Source organism: Streptomyces sp. NPDC001443 (genome assembly GCF_053597355.1).
On sequence record NZ_JBSFIA010000008.1, the window covers coordinates 95,570 to 116,830 of the forward strand.

Below are 21,261 nucleotides of genomic sequence, written 5' to 3' on the forward strand. Positions count from 1 at the left end.
TATTTTCGCAGTTCCACCCCTTCTCCGAGGGAGCCGCGATGGCACGTCCGTGGGAAGCCGATCCGACGACCGGGTTCAAACGCCGCCTGGGGCTCTCCCCCCAGGAACTGGGTACCACCTCGGCCGGCCCCGAGTGCCCGGACATCTGGGAACTGGGCAACGGGGACATCGCCGTCATCGGCCGTGACCTGACCGACGCCTACGAGCAGCGGCTCCCGGAGGGCGTGTCGATCGGCTCCGACGAAAAGCTCGTGGTCATCCCGCGCAGGACCCTGCTGGCGGCACGGTCGGACATCCCCCATGAATGACGCGTTCCGCGATCTGCGCACCGCTCCCGCCCGACGGCTCACCCGTAAGGAATATCTCGATCATTTCTGGCGGACCCTCCGCGGGGACATCCACCGCTTCGACAAACTGGAGCGGAGGCAGGAATTCCAGGAGCCGGGGACGGAAAGCTGGGAGGCGTTCCACCGCGGCGACTGGGAGACGGCCCTCGCACTGCTCGACACGAACCGGACCACCCTGGCGGAGTACTACGCCGCCCTGCGCCGCAGAGGGCTCGTCAACCGGCGGGTACGGGTCGTCGAACTGCCCGTGACCGCGTACCTCCAGTGGGAACTGCACGCCCTGCACACCTCGGCCCTGGCGGGCGAGGCGATCCGGGTCGTGAGCGCGGACGCGGTGCGGGACTGCGAGCAGGACGGGCCACTCCCCGAACTGGTCCTCCTCGGCGACAGCGACCTGTACGAGGTGCTGTACACCGAGGAAGGCGTGGGCGACGGCTGCCGACACATCGGCGACCCCGTGACCGTCGAGCGCGCGGCGCGAGCTGTCGACGCCCTCTTCCAGCGGGGCGAGGACCTGGCGGAGTTCTTCGACCGCGAGATCGCCCCCCTGCCACCGCCGCACGTACGCACCGGGAGAACTCTGTGACGGATCCGGACCCGGACCGCCCCGTGCGGTCGAACGGTCCCGTCAGACGGCACGCGAGCACCCTGTCCCTCACCCTCGCGGTCCTCGTGGTGCTCGCCCTCGTCATACTGTCCCCCTTCTCCCTGGTCCTCCTCGCCGACAACGACGGGGTGAACTGGGACTCGCTGAGCACGGTCGGACAGACCTACGGCGCCATCTCCGCCGTCCTCGCCGTCCTCGCGCTCGTCGGGATCGCGGCCTCGCTCGTCGTGCAGAGCCGCGAGGCGAAGGCCAACCGCGAACAGGGACTGCGGTCGCTGCACAACGAGCTGATGAAGATGTCCATGGCCGACCCCGACTTCATGGAGTGCTGGGGGCCGTTCCGGCCGGGCCGCGACCCGCGGCAGCTGCGGCAGACCGTGTTCACGAACATGATCGTCTCGCACTGGGAGTCGATGTTCGAGACCGGATCCCTGGACGAGCCGCATCTGCGCAACGTGAGCGCGGACATGTTCCGCGGCGCCCCCGGCCGCCGCTTCTGGGAAGGCGCCCGCGAACGCCGCCTCGCGACGGCCAACGGAAAGCGCTCGGTCAGGTTCCACCGGATCCTCGACGAGGAGTTCCGCCGCGTCGTCCGCGAGGGCGACACGGGAGGCTGACCCGGCGGGCCCACGCCGCCTTCCCGTCACGTTTTCCGTCCCGTTTCCGTCCCACCACTCCACTCCGGCGCGCGGCGCCGACCTGGCAGGATAAGGAGGAGTTGTGAAAGACACCAAGGGGAGCGGGAGCAGCCGATGGCCAGGGGTGGCGACACCGTCGTACTGAGGGACGTCCTCGACATCAAGGAGGACGTATACGCCGGCGACTTCAAGGTCGAGCTGTCCCAGGGGTTCAAGGGCGACACGGCCGGGCGGGTCGAGGAGTACGTGGTCACGCCGCAGCTCCAGGAGGAGTTCGGCAAGGCGCTGAAGCTGGTGCGCGGCGCGGTCCGCAAGAACACCTCGTACGCCGCCTACCTGCACGGTTCCTTCGGTGCAGGTAAGAGCCACTTCCTGACCGTGCTGCACGCCGTGCTCAACGGGGACGCCTCGGCGCGGGCCAAGCCGCGGCTGCGCGAGGTCATCGCCGAGCACGACGAGTGGCTGCGCGGCAAGCGGTTCCTCATGGTGCCCTACCACCTGGTGGGCGCGGAGAACCTGGACGAGGCGCTGCTCGGCGGATACGTACGGGCCGTACGCGACCAGCACCCCGAGGCGCCCACGCCCACCGTGTTCCGGTCCGACGCGATGCTCGCCGACGCCCGGCGGATGCGCGAGCAGCTCGGCGACGACGCGTTCGTCCGGCTGCTGCCCGCGGAGGGCGGCGGCCCCACGGCGGGGGACGACGACGATGACGAGCTCCAGGTCATCGGGGCCGGCGGGGCCTGGACCTCCGGTGAACTGGACGACGCCTTCGGCGCGCCCGCCGAGGACGCACGACGTGAGCGGCTGGTGTCCGCGCTGCTCACCGGGCCGATGCGGTCGTACGCGGAGAGCGCCCGCGGGGACGCCGCCAAGTACGTGCCGCTGGAGAACGGGCTGGCCGCGATCAGCCGGCACGCCCGCGCACTGGAGTACGACGGCGTCGTGCTGTTCCTCGACGAGCTGGTGCTGTGGCTCCAGGCGCACATGCGCGACCGGACCTTCGTCAACAACGAGATCCAGAAGCTGGTGAAGCTGATCGAGTCGGGGGACGCCGACCGGCCCGTGCCGATCGTGTCGTTCATCTCGCGCCAGCGCGACCTGTCCCAGCTCGTCGGCTCCGACGTGCTCGGCGCCGACGTCAAGGCGATGGAGCAGGCCCTCGAATACCTCAACGAGCGGTTCGACACGGTCGACCTGGAGGACCGCAACCTGCCGGAGATCATCAAGGAGCGGGTGCTGAAGCCGCTGCCCGGCAAGGAAGCGGTACTGGAGAACGCGTTCGGCGGGATCGACCGGTCCAACCAGCAGGTCAAGGACATCCTGCTGGACGGCGGCGGCGCCACCCACGCCGACTGGGCCGACTTCCGGGCCGTCTACCCGCTGTCCCCGGCGCTGCTCAACGTCCTCGTCGCCCTCTCCGGCGCCCTCCAGCGCGAGCGGACCGGTCTGAAACTCGTACAGCTGCTGCTGGAGCGGAACGCCGGTGCCGCCGTCGGCCGGTTGATCCCGCTCGGCGACCTGTGGGACGTGCTCCTGGACGGGACCGGAGCCGCCTTCACCGACAAGTTGAAGCGCGAGTCCGAGGCCGCCGTGAAGTTCCACGCCAAGGCGCGCGCCCACCTGCTGGAGAAGTACGGCTCGGACGAGCACGCCGACTTCCAGGCCGACGACCGGTTCGTGAAGACCCTGCTGCTCGGGGCGCTGGCACCGGACGTGCCCGCGCTGCGGCGGCTGACGGGCGCACGGCTCGCCGGGCTCAACCACGGTTCGGTGCGCTCCCGGACCGTGCCCGCAGGTGACGTCGTCGTGCGGCGGATGCGGGACCTCCAGGCCGCGTTCCCGTCCGAGGTGCGCTCCGACGGCGAGGCCGACCCGGTGTTCTCGCTGCACCTGTCCGACCTGGACATCGAGCCGCTCCTGGACGCCGTCGCCGAGGAGGACAAGGCGGGCGTGCGCCGGGTGTGGCTGCGCGACCGGCTGTGGGAGGCAGTCGGCGTGCGGGACGGTCAGTTCGTCGCCGAGAAGGAGATCGTCTGGCGCGGTACCCGGCGGGTCGCCGAGTTCGTCTTCGGCAACGTACGGGACCGCGCGGACCTGCCCGACGAGCAGTTCACTCCCGCCACCGCGGGCAACGTGCGGTTCGTCGTCGACTATCCCTTCGACGACGGCGACCACTACCCGAGCGACGACTTCCACCGTGTCGAGCAGCTGAAGAAGGACGGGGTGACCGCGCCGACCCTGGTGTGGCTCACCGACTTCTTCTCCGACCAGCGCAGGGCCCAGCTCGGTCGGCTGATGCGGATCGGCTTCCTGCTGGAACGCGACCGGCTCACCGACTACACCGGGAACTTCCCGCCCGACGACCGGGCCAAGGTCAAGCGGCAGCTTGAGGTGGCCCGCGACACCCTCACCGACCAGCTCACCGGAGCGCTCGCCGAGGTGTACGGGCTCGCCCAGCCGACCGACTCCAACCCCGGCCCCGAGGTGCCGGACGGGCGGCACGTGCTCTCGCTCCAGCCGGAGTTCGCGCACCCCCGCGAAGAGGGCGGCAAGGGCTTCGAGAAGAACGTGCAGCACCTGGCGGACGGCATGTTCTCCGCGCTGTACGCCAAGCACCCCGACTTCGGCCTGGACGGCAAGGGGCAGCGCAAGGCGGTGACGGCCGCCGAGCTGCGCACCGCCCTGGAGTGGATCACCCGAGCCATGGACGACGGCGGACGGGCCCAGAACGTCGACAGCCACCACCTGAAGACCGTCAAGCGGATCGTGGAGCCGCTGGAGCTCGGCACGGTCCACGACGGTCCGCTGGTCATGCGGCAGGACTGGCGCACCCGCATCAACCAGGCCGCCTCCGCACACAAGCAGCGCGGTGACCTCGCCGTCGAGGACATTCGCGGCTGGATCGCCAAGGACCTCGGCTACGGCGGCCTCGACAAACTCACCGGGAACCTCCTCATCTCGGCCTACGCGCTGCTCGACGACCGGGCCTGGGCGTACCAGGGCGGGCCGGAGCGGGAGGCGCCCGCGCTGCACGAGATCGGCCCCGGCTGGTCACTGCGCTCGCAGCCGCTGCCCAGCGAGGAGCAGTACTCGGCGGCCCGCGAGCGGGCGGCCAGGCTGTTCGGTGTCTCCGCCAAGCCGAACATGTACGCACGCAACGTCAACCGGCTCGCCGAGGACCTCCGTGCCAAGGCGGAGGCGTGGGAGAAGGACGTCGCCGGGGTACGGACCTCGCTGGACCGGCATGCCGCGCTGCTCGGTCTCGACAGCGAGGGCGAGACCGCACCCCGTACCGCGATCCTGCGTGAGGCCGCCGCTCTGCTCGCCCGGCTGACCCGGCACGGCAGCGACGCCACCGCGCTGGTGCGTGAGCTGGCCGCCGCCTCGTACACGACGACCGAGCGCGACCTCAACACCGCCATGGGCAGCGCGGGCGAGGTCCTGCAGGCCCTGGACGACGCCGCCTGGCCGGCCCTCACCAACGTGCGTGGCCTGGTGACCCGCGAGGACGGCGTGGGCGACCGGGCCCGACGGCTCTTCGACGAGATCGCGCTCGCCGCACGTGCCTCGGAGTTCGAGCGGTCGCTGGTGCCGGTGCTCGACGCGGCCGGCGAGCGGGCCAACGCGATCATCAACGCGGCGCTCCAGGTGGAGAACGTGTTCGTGCAGCGGCAGGAGCCCGCTCCGGGAGCGCAGGACGTACGGGTGACCGAGCCGGAAGTGGCGACCAGCCATCCCCGGCCCGCATCCGGTGCGGTACCTGTTCCCGGGCGGACCGAGCCCGCGCCCGCCGAGATGCCGGGTGCGGCAGGCGACGAAGCCCGGACCCGCCGGGCGGGGCGGCGGCTCATCGCCGTCAGCGGAGCGACCCCGCTGGAGGAGCGGCTGGCCGGTGAGCTGGCGGGCGTCCGGGACGACATCCGTGCCTTCCTCGCCGCCCATCCCGACGCCACGGTGGAGCTCAGCTGGAGGCCTGTCGGGTCCGGCGAGCCCGCCGGCTCCGACGAGTCCGGCGAAGGGGCCCGCTGATGGCGGCGGCCCGGCCCGCCGCCGGACGGCGTGCCATCGAGGTGCTGCTGGAGGCCGAGCTGCCGTACGCCGAAGGGCGACGGCTCGTGCTGGTCGACGCGGTGTGGGCGGGCGGCGACTCGGAACGGGAGTTCACCGTGCAGGTGGAGGGCACCGCCCGTCGCGTGCACGTCACCGATCAGGACTCGCCGCTCGGCATCGCCGACGCCTGGCGGCGCCACACCACCGACACCGACCCGGGCGGGGACAGCGTCCTCGTCGTCACCGGCAAGGTCCCCGCCGACCAGCTCGGCTGGGACCTGCGCGGCCACGCCGTACGCCGCCGGCCGCTGGCCGTCGAACGGGCCGACATCGTCAGGCAGTTGTTCGGAACCGGCGACCTGGACACCCGGATGGTGCGCGAGACCTGGCTGCTGGACGCGCTTCTGGAGGCCGAACCCACCGGCGGCTGGCCCCGGGCGGGTTCCGTCCTCACCCGTGACCGGGCGGTGCGGGCACTGCTCGCCGCCCGTACCGGCCTCGGCGACACCAGTGAGGACTCGCTGGACCTGGACGCCGACACCATGTTCACCTGGAGCCGATCCGCAGCGGGTCCGCGGCGCTTCGCCGAGCTGGCCGAACAGGAGCGGGCCGGTCTCACCGCCTGGCTGGCCGAAGTGACCGGACCGGCCGCGCCCACCCTGCTGGCGCTGGCCGCGGACGGGCGCGGCACCGACGCGCTGCCGCTCGGCGCGCTCGCCTCGGCCGCTCTCGGCTGCCCGTCCGCCGCCGACGCAGGCTTCGCGCTCGGCACGCTCTTCGGCCGGGCGCTCGGCTCGTTCGACGCACTCGCCCCGTACGCGACGGCCGCCACCGGTGTCCTCACGCGGTGGATCGCGCAGGCGGAAGCGGGCGGGAGCGCGGGCTCGGACGCCCGCGCCCGCGTCCTGACCGTGCTGGAACGCGCAGACCAGCTCGCCGAGACCGCGCGCCTGACCGGACTGCTCGCCGGGAACCGGCTGCTGCCCTCCGGGTACCGGACACGGCTGCGGACCCTCGCCTCGACACTCGACGGCCGACCCGGTCCCGCACAGGCCGCGCTGCGCGACCTCGCCGACCATCAGCTCGACAAGCTGCTCGCGGACTCCACCGAACGTGCCCGTACCGCCGTGCGCCTGCTGCGCTGGCTGGACTCCCCGCAGCCCGCCCCGGAGTCGGTCGGCAAGGGCGTACGCCACCACATGGAGTCCACCGGCTGGGTGGACCTGGCGACCGGGATCCTCGCCGAGGGCGACGCCTCACGTGACAGCGAGATCGGGGAGGCCTACCACCGGCTGATCGGCCGGGTACGGGACCGCCGCCGACAGCTCGACGAACAGTTCGCGGCGACCCTGGCCACCTGGGCGGAAGCCGCGTCCCAGCAGGCGCCGCACGGCGCCCTGCTCATCGAGGACGTGCTCGCGGAGGCCGCCGCCCCGCTCGCCCGGGACGGAGGCCGACCCCTCGTCCTCGTCCTCGACGGGATGAGCGCCGACGTGGCCGTCGAACTGGCCGCCGGGCTCGACCGACGCTTTTGGACCGAGGTCGTCCCCACGGCACCGGCAGGGGGCCGCCCCGGCCGGCTCGCCGCGGTCGCCATGCTGCCCACCCTCACCAGGATCAGCCGGGCCTCGCTGCTGAGCGGAGGCCCCGCCGAGGGCGGCCAGGACGTGGAGCGCGCCGGGTTCACGTCCTTCTGGAAGAAACGGCGTCGCGAGGCGGTGCTCTTCCACAAGGGCGGCTACGAAGGGACTGCCGGACACCGGCTCGCGCCCGAACTGCTCGACGCGCTCGCCGACGAGAAGAAGATCGTCGGCGTGATCGTCAATACGATCGACGACGCCCTCGCCGACGGACGTGAGAACGGGCGTGCCCGCTGGCGCATAGGGGACATCGCCAAGCTGGCCGACCTGCTCGACGCCGCTCTCAACGCGGGCCGGCCGGTCCTGCTCGTCTCGGACCACGGGCACATCCTGGACCGCAGCCCGCGCGAGGCCGGCCCCACCGCGGCGGACGGTGTCCAGGGTGCCCGCTGGCGCACCGGCCCGGCCCGACCCGGCGAGGTGGAACTAGCCGGACCTCGGATCCGGTCCGCAAGCGGGCGGATCACCGCCGCCTGGCGCGACGACCTGCGCTACACCGCCCGCCAGGCCGGTTACCACGGCGGAGCCTCGCTCGCCGAGGTCACCGTGCCCGTCCTGGCCTTCGTCCCGTCCGACAGCGAGATCCCCGCCGGGTGGACGGCCCTGCCCGGCGAGGACACCGCTCCCGGGTGGTGGCGGGGCAGTGCCGAGGCGGCGGAACCCCAGGCAGCCGTGCCGACGCCTCGTGGCAAGGGCAGCCCCAAACCACCGCCCCAGGCCGAGGGGCTGTTCCCGCAGAAGGGTCACGGCACGCCCGGCGAGCAGACGGTGCGCAGCAAGCCGTACGAGACGCAACGCGAGTTCGTGCGGAACGCGCCGAACAACACGGCCGTGGCAGCCGCGCTCGACGCGCTGCTCGCGGCCGGCGGCAAGCTCTCACCGGCCGCCGTCGCCTCGGCCGCCCAGGCCGCCACCGGCAAGTCGGAGCGCAATCCCCAGCGGTTCGTCACCATGCTCGAACGGCTGCTCAACATCGACGGCTACCCCGTGCTCCAGTTGGTGGAGTCCGGACGCACCGTCCACCTCGACAGGGAACTCCTGCGGCAGCAGTTCCCGGAAGGCACCCTCTCGTGAACACCCCGGTCGGCTCCGAAGCCCCCGACATCAGTCCCGCCCGCGCCCGGGACGTCGTCGACGCGCTGCGCCGCGGAACCGTGCCGCAGCAGGGGCTCGGACTGTTCGCCGTCGGCCTGGACCGGTTCGCGGACGCCCTCGACGACGACCTCTCCACCGTCGCCCGCGGTGGCTCCGCCTTCCACGCGCTGCGCGGCGAGTACGGCTCCGGCAAGACGTTCTTCGCCCGCTGGCTGGCCGAGCGGGCGAAACGCCGCGGCATGGCCGTCAGCGAAGTGCAGATCTCCGAGACGGAGACCCCGCTGCACCGCCTGGAGACCGTCTACCGGCGGCTCACGGAACGACTGACGACGTCCACGCACCCGCCCTCCGCGCTGCGCGCCGTGATCGACTCCTGGTTCTACGCGCTGGAGGAGGAGGTCCTCGACTCGGGGGACGTCGACGAGAACGACGAGGCCGGTCTCGCCCGCGCCGTGGACGAACTCCTGGAGCTGCGGCTCACGGACGTGGCCCGCACGACCCCTGCCTTCTCCGCCGCGCTGCGCGGCTACCGCGAGGCGGTTGCCGCCGGTGACTCCTCCCACGCCGAGGCACTGATCGCGTGGCTCGGCGGACAGAAGTCCGTGGCGGCGTCCGCCAAGCGCGCCGCCGGAGTGCGCGGCGACCTCGACCACTTCGCGGCGCTCGGGTTCCTCCAGGGGCTGCTGACCGTGCTGCGCGACTGCGGGCACTCCGGGCTGCTGCTCGTCCTCGACGAGGTCGAGACACTCCAGCGGGTGCGCGGCGACGTACGGGAGAAGTCCCTGAACGCGCTGCGCCAGCTGCTCGACGAGATCGACGCGGGACGGTTCCCCGGCCTGTTCCTCGTCATCACCGGAACCCCCGCCTTCTACGACGGACAGCAGGGCGTGCAGCGTCTGGCGCCACTCGCCCAGCGGCTGGCCACCGACTTCACTACCGACCCGCGCTTCGACTCCCCACGCGCGGTCCAACTGCGACTTTCCGGCTTCGACCTGGCATCCCTCGGCCGTCTGGGCCGCAACGTGCGCGGGGTGTACGAGGCCACGGCCAAACACCCCGAGCGGATCGCCGCGCGCGCCGACAACGCCTACCTCGACGACCTGGCGCGGGCGGTCACCGGTTCGCTCGGCGGCAAGGCGGGCATCGCTCCACGGCTGTATCTGCGGAAACTGGTGGCCGACGTTCTGGACCGGATCGACACGTTCGACGACTTCGACCCCCGCGTCCACTACACGCTCACGGTGAACGCCTCGGAACTCGACGAGGTGGAGCGCAACGCCGCCGCGAGCGCCGGTGACGTGGAGCTGGAGCTGCCGTGAACACGAGTGACGGGGAGCTGGAGCTGCCGTGAGTGCCGACGCGCTGGACCTGCTCGACCCGATCCTCACCCATCACATCGTCAACTCACTCGGCTGGCGCTCCCTGCGGCCGCTCCAGGAGGAGGCGATCGGTCCACTGCTGTCCGGGCAGGACGCCGTACTGCTGGCCCCCACCGCCGGAGGCAAGACCGAGGCCGCCGCCTTCCCCCTGCTCACCCGCGCCCAGCGGCACGGGTGGAAGGGCACGGGCATCCTGTACGTCACCCCGCTCAAGGCCCTCCTCAACAATCTGCATCCCCGCCTGGAGACGTACGCGGGCTGGGTGGGGCGGACTGCGGAGCTGTGGCACGGCGACATCGCCTCCACCCGGCGCCGCCGCATTCTCGCCCAACGTCCGGATCTGCTGCTGACGACGCCCGAGTCGCTGGAGGCCATGCTGGTCAGCACGCACGTGGACCACGGGGCGTTCTTCTCCGGAGTGCACAGCGTGGTGGTCGACGAGGTGCACGCCTTCGCGGGCGACGACCGCGGCTGGCATCTGCTCGCCGTGCTGGAACGGCTCCAGAAGATCGTGGAGCGGCCGGTGCAGCGGGTCGGTCTGTCCGCCACCGTCGGCAATCCGCACGAACTGCTGGACTGGCTCCAGGGCTCCGGCCACGGACGGCGGCCGGGGCAGGTCATCGCACCCGGGGTGTCGCTTCCCGTCCCTGAGACCACGCTGTCCCCGGCGGCAGCGAGCACGCCGCCGGGCGACATCGAGCTGGACTACGTCGGTTCCGTCGCCAACGCGGCCATGGTCATCGCGGCTCTGCACCGGGGCGAGAAACGCCTGGTGTTCTGCGAGACCCGACGCACCGTCGAGGAACTGGGTGAGCAGCTCCGGCTCCGCGGTGTCACCACGTTCCTCTCCCATGCCTCGCTCTCCGCCGACGAACGGCGGCGCGCGGAGGAGGCCTTCGCCGAGGCCCGGGACTGCGTGATCGTCTCGACCAGCACACTGGAGCTGGGCATCGACGTCGGGGACCTGGACCGGGTGATCCAGCTCGACGCGCCGGCCACGGTGGCCTCGTTCCTGCAACGCCTCGGCCGCACCGGGCGGCGGCCCGGCACCACGCGCAACTGTCTGTTCCTGGCCCTCACCGACACGGGATTCCTGTCCACCGCAGCCCTGTTGCTGGCCTGGTCGCGTGGCTGGGTGGAGCCGGTCAACGCTCCACCCGAACCACGTCACCTCGTCGCCCAGCAGATCCTCGCCCTGTGCCTTCAGGAGCACCGGGTCGGCGAGAACCTCTGGCAGGAATGGTGGGGCGGTCTCGGACCGTTCGGGAGCGCCGCCGAGCCCATCGTGAGGCACCTCGTGGAACAGGGCTACCTGGAGCGCGACGGAGGCACGCTGTTCATCGGGCCCGAGGCCGAACGCCGCTTCGGTCACCGGCACTTCATGAACCTGACGGCGTCGTTCACCGCGCCACCGGAGTTCACGGTGCTCAGCGGCCGCACCGAGATCGGCCGCACCGACCCGGACCTGCTCACCGAGGAGGTCGACGGCCCGCGGAAGCTGCTTCTGGCGGGCCGCAGTTGGCTGGTGACGTACATCGACTGGCGGCGCAGGCGCTGTTTCGTGGAGCCCGTGGACGAGGGCGGGCGTGCCAAATGGAGCGGGTTCGGGTCGATCCGGGTGCGCTCCTACATGCTGACCCGGGCCGCCCGTGAGGTGCTGCTCGGCAGTGATCCTCCGGTACTCCTCACCCGCCGGGCGCAGGCGAAGCTCGCGGAGGCACGGGAGACGCATCTGGACGTGGTGCACCCGGCCGGGACCGTCATCACCCGACGGGACGACGGCGATGTGCGGTGGTGGACCTGGGCCGGTCATCGTGCGAACGCCACCCTCGCCGCGTGCCTTTCAACCGTGAACCTGCGACACCGGCAGATCGACGACCGCTACATCCGGCTGCGCGACGATCTGACCCCTCAGAGCTGGCGGGCGGCAGTGGCCGACACCGAAGCGGGACTCACACTGCCGGAGGTGGACGCCCAAGCCGTACGCGGCCTGAAATTCGCCGAAGCCCTGCCCCAACGCCTCGCAGAAGCCACCCTCGCGGCGCGACTGGCGGACGAGGAAGGAGCCAGGACAGCCCTCGCAGAACCAGTCAGGTTCCTGATGCGGTACGGGGACTGACGATTCCGACGTCGCTGCGCAGAGAACGGTGTGGCGGGCTGCCACTCCGCTGACTACAGGGGAAAGTCCGCGACCATGGCGAAGGCGAAGGCCAAGCGGCGGTCCAGCCAGCCCACCTTGATCGAGATGTCGACGCTGCTGTCGATCTCCGAGATCCCCTTGGACACCATGACCAACTCGTCTTCGGCTCTCCACTCGAGTGTGCGGCCCTTCGAGACCGGGGTGTCCCCGTCCGCCGCCCCCTCCAGGATGAGATTGAGTGTCGATTCGAGCCCGCGCAGTGCGAGTCCCTTCGGGCTGTTGTTCGCCAGGGACCACTGGCTCCGACCCGCGATCCCGGGACGGTCCGGCTGCTCTATGCGCCAGGTGTGCTGGGCCAGCCTGTTCGAGGAAGGAACCCGGCAGATCGTACCGATCACACGCTTCGCACCGTCCTGAACGGTGCGGTGCACCTCCTTGCCGACCTCGGCAGGATCACCGAGTGCGCAGAGAATCCGCTGGGCCTCCGCGTCTTCGTAGAGGATGGGATCATCCACTGGATTGAGCGGTGAGTCGGTTCGGAAGTAGGCACAGGGCGCATAGGTGCGAACGTCTTTCGCCTTGCGGGGAACCCTCACGGCGAGCCGCCCGAGCTGCGGCTTCCCACCGTGGATGACGGATCGCTCGGTCCTGCCGATGGTGAAGTGGCGAACGTCCCTCCAGTCGACGGCGGGCACAGGAGGCTCCTGCTCCTGCGTCTTACGCTTGCCGAACATGGTTGCGGACTCCCTCTGCCGTTTTCACAATGCAGCGAGCCAAGGGTATCGGTGCCACATGACAGTGTCGTGATGCAGCCGTACGGAGCCGGAGCGCTCCATCGTGCTCAAGTAGCCCGCTCCATAGCGAAGATGGCGGTACGGACAGCCGTCGGTGACTCCTGCGGGCCGCCCCCGCCGCGCCTCGACGAGACACCACACCCATTGCGAACACCCGAGGCGGGCCGCCGGAGAGCCTGGTGGCTTCGGAAGCGACGTGGCTTGCGGTAGCCGTGGGATCATGTGCCGCGGCCCCCCGAACGGGCAACGCGCGCGTCGGGAAAACCCTGGAGCCTTCGTCACGAAAGACTGAGGTGAAGACATTCCCATGCCTTCCTTTGACAGCTCCCGAATGCGATTCCGGTTGACGGACCGCCACATAGCGGTATTCGGACATCTCCTGGAAGGCGAGAATCCGCCCGACGAGCTGTGGTCCTCGCTGGGCGAACTCATGCAGATCGGACTGGTCGGCGAGGAGGGTGAGTTTGCGCCGATCCTCAGGGATCTTCTCGGCGCTCTGGCCGCTCCGCTGGTCCTGGTCACCGTGGAGATCACAGGGGCACACGGCACTGTCAACCACGGGGTCGTCGTCGGGCGGAATGCGGTGATCGCTCACGAGGGCTGGCCCGGGGACGAGGAGTCCGAGTACACCCCCATCGCCCCGCACAGTCTGGTCTGGGAGCTGGCACGCATGGTCAACCTGCAGGCCGACGAGGCACGCTCCGGGCTCTCCCGCATCGAGACGACGATGGGCGCTCTCGACGCGGCGCTGTCGGTTCTGGATCAGGCAGAGGGTGACGAGGTCGCGACCAGGGGTCTCATTCGCAAGGCGCTGACCGAGGCCGACACCCCCGTGGGGCCGGAACTGAGCGAGTTCACCGAGCTCATCATGGCCTTGAACGCCACGTGGCGTATCTCGACCGCCTGGGACGGCAAACACGAGGGCGAGCGGGCGGCGATGATCCGGGCCCTTGCGGTGTGGGACTGCGGACCGCATGGCTACTGGGTGAGAGAAGAGCCTGAAGAGCCCATTCTGGATGGGCAGGTCGGGCCCGAGAGCCGGCTACGACTGGTCCACAGAAGGAACGGCGAGATCTGGGAGAAGATCACAGATCTTCTCCCAGACAAGTCTGATCTGTTCGGCACCGAGGAGACCCCGGCCCAGGAGTGAGGAGTTGGCCCGGTGCGGGGCGCCGCAGTCGAACAACACTGCGACCCGCGCCGGTCATTCTGTCGATGGCTCAGAACCAGTTCTTCGGATTCAACGCGTGGCCGACCTCCTTGGCCGTGCCGACCGGGTCTGTCACGGCTTCCTCAGCTGCACTACCGACTGCGTCCAGCGCTTCACCCGCGCCCTTCTTTATGCCATCCCAGTGCTGAACTACCTTGGCACCCGCGTAGACGGCGCCGAACACGACGGTCGCTCCGATGGTGATGGGGTTAGGCGCGATGGTGGCAGCCGTCAGTGAGGCGTTGAACCCGGTTTCGGCGACGTCCGCGACATAGGAGGCACCCTTCTCCCGCGTGGAGAAATTGCCGTTGTCCCACGGCCACCCGTCGTGATACACGGTGTTGGCGCTGATAGCGGTTGAGGCGACGCCGCTCACAATACCGACGCCGCGGAAGGCGCCGGAGACCTTGCCGGTGACGGCCAAGCCCCTGACCACAGCCGCTCCACGCCCCAGTCCCTGGACGGCGCGCGCGTCGGTGTACGCATTGCCGGCGACCCTGAAGAGGTTGGCGCTGGCGGCCCTGGCGGCGACGCCGGCATGCGTGGTCCCTCCGAAGGCCGCCGCCAGCTCGTTGTTCCCACCGATGAATCGAACAACCGCATTCGGGCCCATATCCATGAATCTGGCGCCGGCCAGCCTGTTCCACCCCCTGCTGCTGGCCCAGGTCTGAAGTGTCGACATGCCAGGAAAGCTTCCCAACTGCTGGAAGCCCCGGCTCCTGTAGATGAAGCCGGCGAGTTTCGTGGGAAGCCACGAACCCGGAGCATTCAGCGATTTCAGCTCCGGATACCAAGCTCTGACGTTCCTGCCGAACCGCACCAGGTTCCTGTTGCCGGACCTTCTCAACAGGTTGTACACGCCGTCCTGGAAGGGTTGTGACCAGCCGCCCGCGCGCCACGCCGTGCGCAGTCGATTGCCGACCAGGACCCTTGTCAGGGTCGTCGCAATGAAGGTGCTTTGCGCAACTGTCTCGGTAAAACCTGTGTATTCCCGGCAGGCCCCGACGATCGCTTCGACGGTCTCCTTGTGCGGCGCGAGTCCGGGGATCTTCGTGAAGGCGGTCGCTTCAAGGCGTTCGATCCACGCGTCTATCGACTCGTCGTCGCCCCGACGCAACGACTCGGCAGCCGGGTCATCACTCGCGGCCACGGAGTTGGCCAGCAGCAACTGGTCCGGGGAGAACTCCTGACCCTTGCGCTTTCGAATGTCCTCGGCGGTGAAACCGGCCCAGTAGAGACCCGCCTCCGGATCACCGCTTTCCAGCCGGGCGAAGCCCGCCCGCTTGCGAAGGTCGGGCGCCGTGTCGGTCACCCAGTTCCGTAAGGGTTTGAGAGCCGTCAACTGGCTGGAGACGCCAAGCCTGGAGGCTCTGGTGAAAGCTTCATCGAGCTTGTCCTGAACACCTCCTCGCCCATCCAGAAGTTCGGCGAGTCGCTCCAGGTCGTCCGGGTTGGCGGTCCTCACGTTCTGTCCCCCTCAAACTCCTGGCTATAACTGACGGTATCGGGGAGGTTACCGGTCTTGCCAATGCGAAGTCTTCGGGGCAGGAGTGAACCGGGGTACGTGGGCTCGCCCAGTCACGCCGGGACAGGGGCCGACGCAAGTGGCCGCGGATGAACTGTGCAGACCCCTCCGGCAGCACTTCGCCCCGCCGCGAGATGTCGCGGCGGGGCGAAGTGGTCGGGCTTGAAGCCGTCGGCGTCAGTCCTGTCGGGTGGACGCCGACGGTGGGTCAGGGCCCGTCCGGGTCACCGGAGTGCGTCAGTGGGAGTGGCCGTGGCCGTGGCCTGCCTCGGCCGGCTCCTCTTCCTTCTTCTCGACGACCAGGGTCTCGGTCGTCAGCAGGAGGGAGGCGATGGAGGCGGCGTTCTCCAGGGCGGAGCGGGTGACCTTCACCGGGTCGATGACGCCGGCCTTGACCAGGTCGCCGTACTCACCGGTGGCGGCGTTGAAGCCCTGGCCCTTGTCGAGGTCGGCGACCTTGGAGGTGATGACGTAGCCCTCCAGGCCGGCGTTCTCGGCGATCCAGCGCAGCGGCTCGACGACCGCGCGGCGGACCACGGCGACACCGGTGGCCTCGTCGCCGGTCTTGTCGAGGTTGCCCTCGAGGACCTTGGCGGCGTGGACGAGCGCGGAGCCACCACCGGAGACGATGCCCTCCTCGACCGCGGCGCGGGTCGCGGAGATGGCGTCCTCCAGACGGTGCTTCTTCTCCTTCAGCTCCACCTCGGTGGCGGCGCCGACCTTGATCACGCACACGCCGCCGGCCAGCTTCGCGAGGCGCTCCTGGAGCTTCTCGCGGTCCCAGTCGGAGTCGGTGTTCTCGATCTCGGCCTTGATCTGGTTGACGCGACCGTGGACGTCCTCGGTCTTGCCGGCACCGTCGACGATCGTGGTGTCGTCCTTGGTGACGGTGACGCGGCGGGCCGAGCCCAGCACGTCGATGCCGGCCTGGTCGAGCTTGAGGCCGACCTCCTCGGAGATGACCGTGGCGCCGGTGAGGATCGCCATGTCCTCCAGCATCGCCTTGCGGCGGTCACCGAAGCCGGGCGCCTTGATGGCGACGGCGTTGAACGTGCCGCGGATCTTGTTGACGACCAGGGTCGACAGGGCCTCGCCCTCGACATCCTCGGCGATGATCAGCAGCGGCTTCGAGGAGTTGGTCTGGATGACCTTCTCCAGCAGCGGCAGCAGGTCCTGGATGGAGGAGATCTTGCCCTGGTTGATGAGGATGTAGGGGTCCTCCAGGACGGCCTCCATGCGCTCCTGGTCCGTCACGAAGTACGGCGACAGGTAACCCTTGTCGAAGGCCATGCCCTCGGTGAAGTCCAGCTCGAGACCGAAGGTGTTGGACTCCTCGACGGTGATGACACCGTCCTTGCCGACCTTGTCCATCGCCTCGGCGATGAGCTCGCCGACCTGCTGGTCCTGGGCGGACAGCGCGGCCACGGCGGCGATGTCGGACTTCTCGTCGATCGGGCGGGCCGAGGCGAGCAGGTCCTCGGAGACGGCCTTGACCGCGGCGTCGATGCCCTTCTTCAGGGAAGCCGGGGAAGCGCCGGCGGCGACGTTCTTCAGGCCCTCGCGCACGAGCGCCTGGGCGAGCACCGTGGCGGTGGTGGTGCCGTCACCCGCGACGTCGTTCGTCTTGGTGGCGACCTCCTTCACCAGCTGGGCGCCGAGGTTCTCGTACGGGTCGTCGAGCTCGACCTCGCGGGCGATGGTCACGCCGTCGTTGGTGATGGTCGGGGCGCCGAACTTCTTGTCGATGACGACGTTGCGGCCCTTGGGGCCGATCGTCACCTTGACCGTGTCGGCAAGCTTGTTGACGCCGCGCTCGAGGGCGCGACGGGCGTCCTCGTCGAACTTCAGGATCTTCGCCATGGGAGCGTTTGCCCTCTCGGAAATCTCGAGGTGAATCAGGGTGAACGACTGCGCCCCCGACGCCCGGCTGATTAATGGTCGCGGGGGCCAGGGGCGCAGTTCAAATACAAAGCGCTTCGCGAGGAAGCGAGGTGACTACTTCTCGATGATCGCGAGGACGTCGCGAGCCGAGAGGACGAGGTACTCCTCGCCGTTGTACTTCACCTCGGTGCCGCCGTACTTGCTGTACAGCACGATGTCGCCGGTCTTGACGTCGAGCGGAAGACGCTCGCCGTTCTCGAAGCGGCCCGGGCCCACGGCCAGGACGACGCCCTCCTGGGGCTTCTCCTTGGCAGTGTCCGGGATGACCAGGCCAGAGGCCGTGGTCTGCTCGGCGTCCAGCGGCTGGACCACAATGCGGTCCTCGAGCGGCTTGATGGCAACCTTGGAGCTGGTGGTCGTCACGATCCGACCTCCCCCTTCGGAGATCTCACGGGGTTAACTGTCTGAGGTGGCGACCAGGTGGATCCGTCGTCGCGGGTGCCGGACCTGCCCGTCGCGTGTTGGCACTCTCCAGGGAGGAGTGCCAGAGCCGAGACTATGACCGCGATTAGCACTCGGTCAAGCGGAGTGCCAATTGCGGACGGCGCGGCGTGATTTTTCGCGCCCGGCCGACGGCGATCCGGGGCTCGGCGGCGCGGGGTCCGGTGGGCGGTGCGCGCGGCCGGACTACAGGTAGTCGACTACAGGTAGTCCTCCAGCCGAGCCACCGTCAGTCCCTGTTCCTGGATCCGGCGCAGCAGGTGGGTGGTGCGCCTTCCGAGGCTCGGGGCCTGGGTCTCGTCCGGGCTGATGGCCACGATGTCGCCGGAGAGCAGCCGGTGCGGACCCCGGGCGTACCTCAGGCCGGCCGTGCCCATCGACACCCGCCACAGCACCACCGTCGAGATGCCGCACCCGGCGGCGGCCCGCAGGGTGGCGTGGTCGTACGTCCCGTAGGGCGGCCGGAACAGCCGCGGACGCAGGCCGAAGCGGGTCCTGAGCTTCTCCTGCTGCCCGCAGATCTCGGCACGCTGGCCGCGATAGGGCAGTCCGCGCAGGGAGGGGTGGTCGAGGGTGTGGTTCTGGATGCTCGCACCGACCGAGCGCAGCCGGGCGAAGTGGCCGTACCCCGGTCCGGCGACGCTGTCGGTGAGGAACATGCTGACCGGGAGCCGCAGTTCGCGGACCATGTCGACGAAGCGCGGGTCGCGTTCGGCGCCGTCGTCGTAGGTGAGGAAGACGACCCGGTCGTGGGTCCTGACCCGGTCGACCACCTCGGGCAGGCCCGGTGCGGTGGCGGTGAGCGGCCGGGCCGCCCGCCGGGGGGCCGGGGCCAGCGGGGCCGAGAGACCCCAGTGGCGGTACGCCTGCGGAGCGGCCGGGCCGTGCGGCCGTACCCGCTGCGCCGCCTTCTTGCCCAGCCGTTCGATCGGGTCGACGGACTGGGCGCAGCCGGTGAGCAGCAGCACCGCCGACGCCAGCACTCCCGCGGTCAGTGCCCGCAGCCTCACAGGTAGTCCTCCAGGCGGGCCACCGCGTACCCCTTGTCGGTCACCTTCTTCAGGAACCGGCGGATCATGTCGGGCATGGTGCCCCGCCAGTCGGAGCGGCCCCGGAAGTGGGTCAGGACGATGTCGCCGGGGTGCAGGTCCTGGTCCCACTCGCGGTACTCCCAGTGGTCGGCGAAGACCTCCTCGTCCCAGATCGGGGCGTACTTGATGCCGCAGGCCTTCGCGGCGACCAGGGTGTCCCGGTTGTAGTTGCCGTACGGCGGGCGGAAGACGGTCGGGCGCCTGCCGTACTGACGCTCGATCACGTCCTGCATGCCGCAGATCTCCTGCTTCTGCCGCTCGTACGACAACCCGGGGAGGTAGGGGTGGTGCAGGGTGTGGTTGTCGAGGACCACCCCGTTGCGCTGCATCTTCCTGAAGTAGCCGTAGTCGTCCTTGATCAGGTAGTCGCTGAGGAAGGCGGTGTACGGGATCTTCAGCTCGCTCATCATGCGCAGGAACGCCGGGTCCTTCTCGGCGCCGTCGTCGATGGTGAGGAAGAGGATTTTTTTCTTGGTGGGGATCGTGGTGAAGACCGGGGGCAGGTCCCGCTCCTCCTGGCCGTCGACCTCGAAACCGGCGCGCGCGGTGATCCGCGGCTTCCTCGCGGGTGGCGCCGGGGGCGTCAGCGGGACCGTGGCCGGACCCCAGCGCCGGGCCGCGGCCACCCGTGCCGCGTACTCGGCGCGCAACCGGCCCGCGTAGGCGTCGAGGGCGCGGGCCGGGGGTGCCTGGAGCCCCTGCTGTCCGGGGGCCGGGCGCACCTGGGCGGGCTCGCCGCCCCGGACACAGCCCGAGGCGACGGCGGCGACGGCGAGCACGGCGACACCGCCGCGGATCCGGGAGACCCGGCAGGCGCGGGAGACCCGGCAGGCGTGGGAGACCCGGCAGGCGCGGGAGCCCCGAGAGATCCGGGAGTTCTTCAAAGTCCAAACAAAACCATTTTTTTCAGCTTGTACGACTACTCGCATGATGTCGGATCCTCCCAGCCCACGACCGCCGACCGGGCCCGACACCGCCACCGGAGGCGCGCCGTCCACCGACTGGCCCACAATGAGCCGGTGAACGACCTGCACGCCCTCCTCACGCCCGAAGGCCGCGCCCTCCTCCACGAGGTCCGCGACACCGCCCCGGCCGACGAACTCGCCGTCGCCACCCGGCTCCGCCGCGAGCACCCCGCCGACCTGGTGTCGGCGGCGCTCGGCCAGGCACGCCTGCGGCAGCGGGCGGCGGCGAAGTTCGCGGCCGAGGACGCGCGGCGGATGTTCTTCACGCCCAACGGGGTGGAACAGTCCACCCGGGCGACGGTGGCCGGCTACCGCGCGCGGCGGTTCGCGGAACTCGGCGTGACCTCGGTCGCGGACCTGTGCTGCGGCATCGGCGGCGACGCGATCGCGCTCGCCCGCGCCGGCATCCGGGTCCTGGCCGTGGACCGCGACCCGGTGACGGCGGCCGTGGCGCGCGCGAACGCCGACGCGCTGGGGCTCGCCGACCTGATCGAGGTGCGGGAGGCGGACGTCACGGAGGTGGACGTGTCGTCGTACGACGCCGTCTTCGTGGACCCGGCGCGCCGGGGCGGACGCGGCCGCATCTTCGATCCGGAGGCGTACTCGCCGCCGCTGTCCTGGGCGGTGCGGACGGCCATGGCGGCCCCGCGCGCCGCGCTGAAGGTCGCGCCCGGCATTCCGCACGAGGCCGTGCCCGCCGAGGCGGAGGCCGAGTGGATCTCGGACGGCGGGGACGTGAAGGAGGCGGTGCTGTGGTTCGGGACGAGCCCGGGCGCGGTGCGCTCCACCCTGCTGCCCGGCCCGCGCACCCTGCTCTCCCGCGGTCTGCCCGACCCCGAAGTCCGTTCCGTCGGACGCTACTTGTACGAGCCCGACGGCGCCGTCATCCGTGCCCATCTGGTGGCCGAGGTGGCCGAGGAGGTCGGTGGCGGCCTCGTCGACGAGACGATCGCGTACGTGACGTCGGACGAACTGCGCCCGACGGAGTACGCCTCGGCGTACGAGATCACCGACCAGCTCCACTTCAGCGTCAAGCGGCTGAAGGCGCTGCTGCGGGAGCGGGAGGTCGGGGTGCTGACCGTCAAGAAGCGCGGGTCGGCGGTGGAACCGGAGGAACTGCGCCGCAAGGTCAAACCGCAGGGGCCGAACGCGGCGACGGTGTTCCTCACCCGGGTGGCGGGGGCGCCGACGATGCTGATCGGCCGTCCGGCCTAGGGCCTTCCCGGCGGTGCGCGGGCCGGCGGTCGGCTGCGGGGCCGTCGTGGCCGGTCGCGCAGTTCCCCGCGCCCCTTCAGGGCGGTCGACCGCGCCGTGGGGCTTCAACGTGCCGTCCCGGGCGTCGGCCGGCGGTCGGCTGCGGGGCCGTCGTGGCCGGTCGCGCAGTTCCCCGCGCCC

At 70.4% G+C, this 21,261-nt stretch carries 15 protein-coding genes; 9 read left to right on the forward strand and 6 right to left on the reverse strand.

Annotated elements, in window-relative coordinates; translation table 11 throughout:
* The first annotated feature begins 38 nt into the window (after nucleotides 1–38).
* The 7 genes from ACWC24_RS11820 (at nucleotide 39) to ACWC24_RS11850 (ending at nucleotide 11,878) form a co-directional block, all read left to right on the forward strand.
* Entirely contained in the window at nucleotides 39–308 is a 270-nt protein-coding gene (locus ACWC24_RS11820) for a hypothetical protein (RefSeq protein WP_450662670.1), read from the forward strand.
* Nucleotides 301–933 (forward strand): DUF6879 family protein, encoded by a 633-nt coding sequence (locus tag ACWC24_RS11825; protein ID WP_450662671.1) that lies wholly within the window; start codon nucleotides 301–303, stop codon nucleotides 931–933. The genes ACWC24_RS11820 and ACWC24_RS11825 overlap by 8 nt, the downstream gene beginning before the upstream one ends.
* Entirely contained in the window at nucleotides 930–1,571 is a 642-nt protein-coding gene (locus tag ACWC24_RS11830; RefSeq protein ID WP_450662672.1) for a DUF6082 family protein, read from the forward strand. Before ACWC24_RS11825 ends, ACWC24_RS11830 begins: the two co-directional genes overlap by 4 nt.
* A gap of 135 nt (nucleotides 1,572–1,706) precedes the next feature.
* A complete protein-coding gene (locus tag ACWC24_RS11835) occupies nucleotides 1,707–5,624 on the forward strand; it encodes a hypothetical protein (RefSeq protein WP_450662673.1) in 3,918 nt (1,305 codons plus the stop codon).
* The gene (pglZ, locus tag ACWC24_RS11840) at nucleotides 5,624–8,359 is read left to right on the forward strand and encodes a BREX-2 system phosphatase PglZ (protein WP_450662674.1); all 2,736 of its coding nucleotides are present in this window, start codon (nucleotides 5,624–5,626) and stop codon (nucleotides 8,357–8,359) included. The genes ACWC24_RS11835 and pglZ overlap by 1 nt, the downstream gene beginning before the upstream one ends.
* Nucleotides 8,356–9,699 carry a BREX system ATP-binding protein BrxD gene (gene brxD, locus ACWC24_RS11845; protein ID WP_450662675.1) on the forward strand — a complete coding sequence of 448 codons (1,344 nt, stop codon included), beginning with the start codon at nucleotides 8,356–8,358 and terminating at the stop codon, nucleotides 9,697–9,699. Before pglZ ends, brxD begins: the two co-directional genes overlap by 4 nt.
* A gap of 28 nt (nucleotides 9,700–9,727) precedes the next feature.
* Nucleotides 9,728–11,878 carry a DEAD/DEAH box helicase gene (locus ACWC24_RS11850; RefSeq protein ID WP_450662676.1) on the forward strand — a complete coding sequence of 717 codons (2,151 nt, stop codon included), beginning with the start codon at nucleotides 9,728–9,730 and terminating at the stop codon, nucleotides 11,876–11,878.
* 53 nt (nucleotides 11,879–11,931) lie between these two features.
* Here the strand turns inward: ACWC24_RS11850 and ACWC24_RS11855 are convergent, their stop codons facing one another.
* A complete protein-coding gene (locus ACWC24_RS11855) occupies nucleotides 11,932–12,633 on the reverse strand; it encodes a hypothetical protein (protein WP_450662677.1) in 702 nt (233 codons plus the stop codon).
* A gap of 367 nt (nucleotides 12,634–13,000) precedes the next feature.
* Between ACWC24_RS11855 and ACWC24_RS11860 the strand changes: the two genes are divergently transcribed.
* Nucleotides 13,001–13,843, forward strand: a complete 843-nt coding sequence (locus ACWC24_RS11860; RefSeq protein ID WP_450662678.1) for a hypothetical protein — start codon at nucleotides 13,001–13,003, stop codon at nucleotides 13,841–13,843.
* Nucleotides 13,844–13,913: 70 nt separating this feature from the next.
* Here the strand turns inward: ACWC24_RS11860 and ACWC24_RS11865 are convergent, their stop codons facing one another.
* The 5 genes from ACWC24_RS11865 to ACWC24_RS11885 all read right to left on the reverse strand — a co-directional run bounded on the left by ACWC24_RS11865 (nucleotide 13,914) and on the right by ACWC24_RS11885 (nucleotide 19,698).
* Nucleotides 13,914–15,368 carry a PE-PGRS family protein gene (locus tag ACWC24_RS11865; RefSeq protein ID WP_450662679.1) on the reverse strand — a complete coding sequence of 485 codons (1,455 nt, stop codon included), beginning with the start codon at nucleotides 15,366–15,368 and terminating at the stop codon, nucleotides 13,914–13,916.
* Nucleotides 15,369–15,665: 297 nt separating this feature from the next.
* Nucleotides 15,666–17,288, reverse strand: a complete 1,623-nt coding sequence (gene groL / locus ACWC24_RS11870) for a chaperonin GroEL (protein ID WP_392609281.1) — start codon at nucleotides 17,286–17,288, stop codon at nucleotides 15,666–15,668.
* A 135-nt stretch (nucleotides 17,289–17,423) separates the two neighbouring features.
* Nucleotides 17,424–17,732, reverse strand: coding sequence for a co-chaperone GroES (gene groES, locus ACWC24_RS11875; RefSeq protein WP_003998759.1), 309 nt, complete (start codon nucleotides 17,730–17,732; stop codon nucleotides 17,424–17,426).
* A 278-nt stretch (nucleotides 17,733–18,010) separates the two neighbouring features.
* Nucleotides 18,011–18,820: a polysaccharide deacetylase family protein gene (locus ACWC24_RS11880; protein ID WP_450662680.1), complete on the reverse strand. Its 810-nt coding sequence runs from the start codon at nucleotides 18,818–18,820 to the stop codon at nucleotides 18,011–18,013.
* Nucleotides 18,817–19,698: a polysaccharide deacetylase family protein gene (locus ACWC24_RS11885; protein ID WP_450662767.1), complete on the reverse strand. Its 882-nt coding sequence runs from the start codon at nucleotides 19,696–19,698 to the stop codon at nucleotides 18,817–18,819. Before ACWC24_RS11885 ends, ACWC24_RS11880 begins: the two co-directional genes overlap by 4 nt.
* Before the next feature lie 222 nt (nucleotides 19,699–19,920).
* On the opposite strand from ACWC24_RS11885, the gene ACWC24_RS11890 reads away from it, so the two are divergent.
* On the forward strand, nucleotides 19,921–21,081 hold the full coding sequence (locus ACWC24_RS11890; RefSeq protein WP_450662681.1) for a class I SAM-dependent methyltransferase: 1,161 nt from the start codon (nucleotides 19,921–19,923) through the stop codon (nucleotides 21,079–21,081).
* Nucleotides 21,082–21,261: the final 180 nt, after the last annotated feature.

Coding starts and splice junctions, on each gene's coding strand:
- ACWC24_RS11820 (WP_450662670.1), top strand. CDS start 39: ATGGCACGTCCGTGGGAAGCCGATCCGACGACCGGGTTCAAACGCCGC.
- ACWC24_RS11825 (WP_450662671.1), top strand. CDS start 301: ATGAATGACGCGTTCCGCGATCTGCGCACCGCTCCCGCCCGACGGCTC.
- ACWC24_RS11835 (WP_450662673.1), top strand. CDS start 1,707: ATGGCCAGGGGTGGCGACACCGTCGTACTGAGGGACGTCCTCGACATC.
- pglZ (WP_450662674.1), top strand. CDS start 5,624: ATGGCGGCGGCCCGGCCCGCCGCCGGACGGCGTGCCATCGAGGTGCTG.
- ACWC24_RS11855 (WP_450662677.1), bottom strand. CDS start 12,633: ATGTTCGGCAAGCGTAAGACGCAGGAGCAGGAGCCTCCTGTGCCCGCC.
- ACWC24_RS11860 (WP_450662678.1), top strand. CDS start 13,001: ATGCCTTCCTTTGACAGCTCCCGAATGCGATTCCGGTTGACGGACCGC.
- groL (WP_392609281.1), bottom strand. CDS start 17,288: ATGGCGAAGATCCTGAAGTTCGACGAGGACGCCCGTCGCGCCCTCGAG.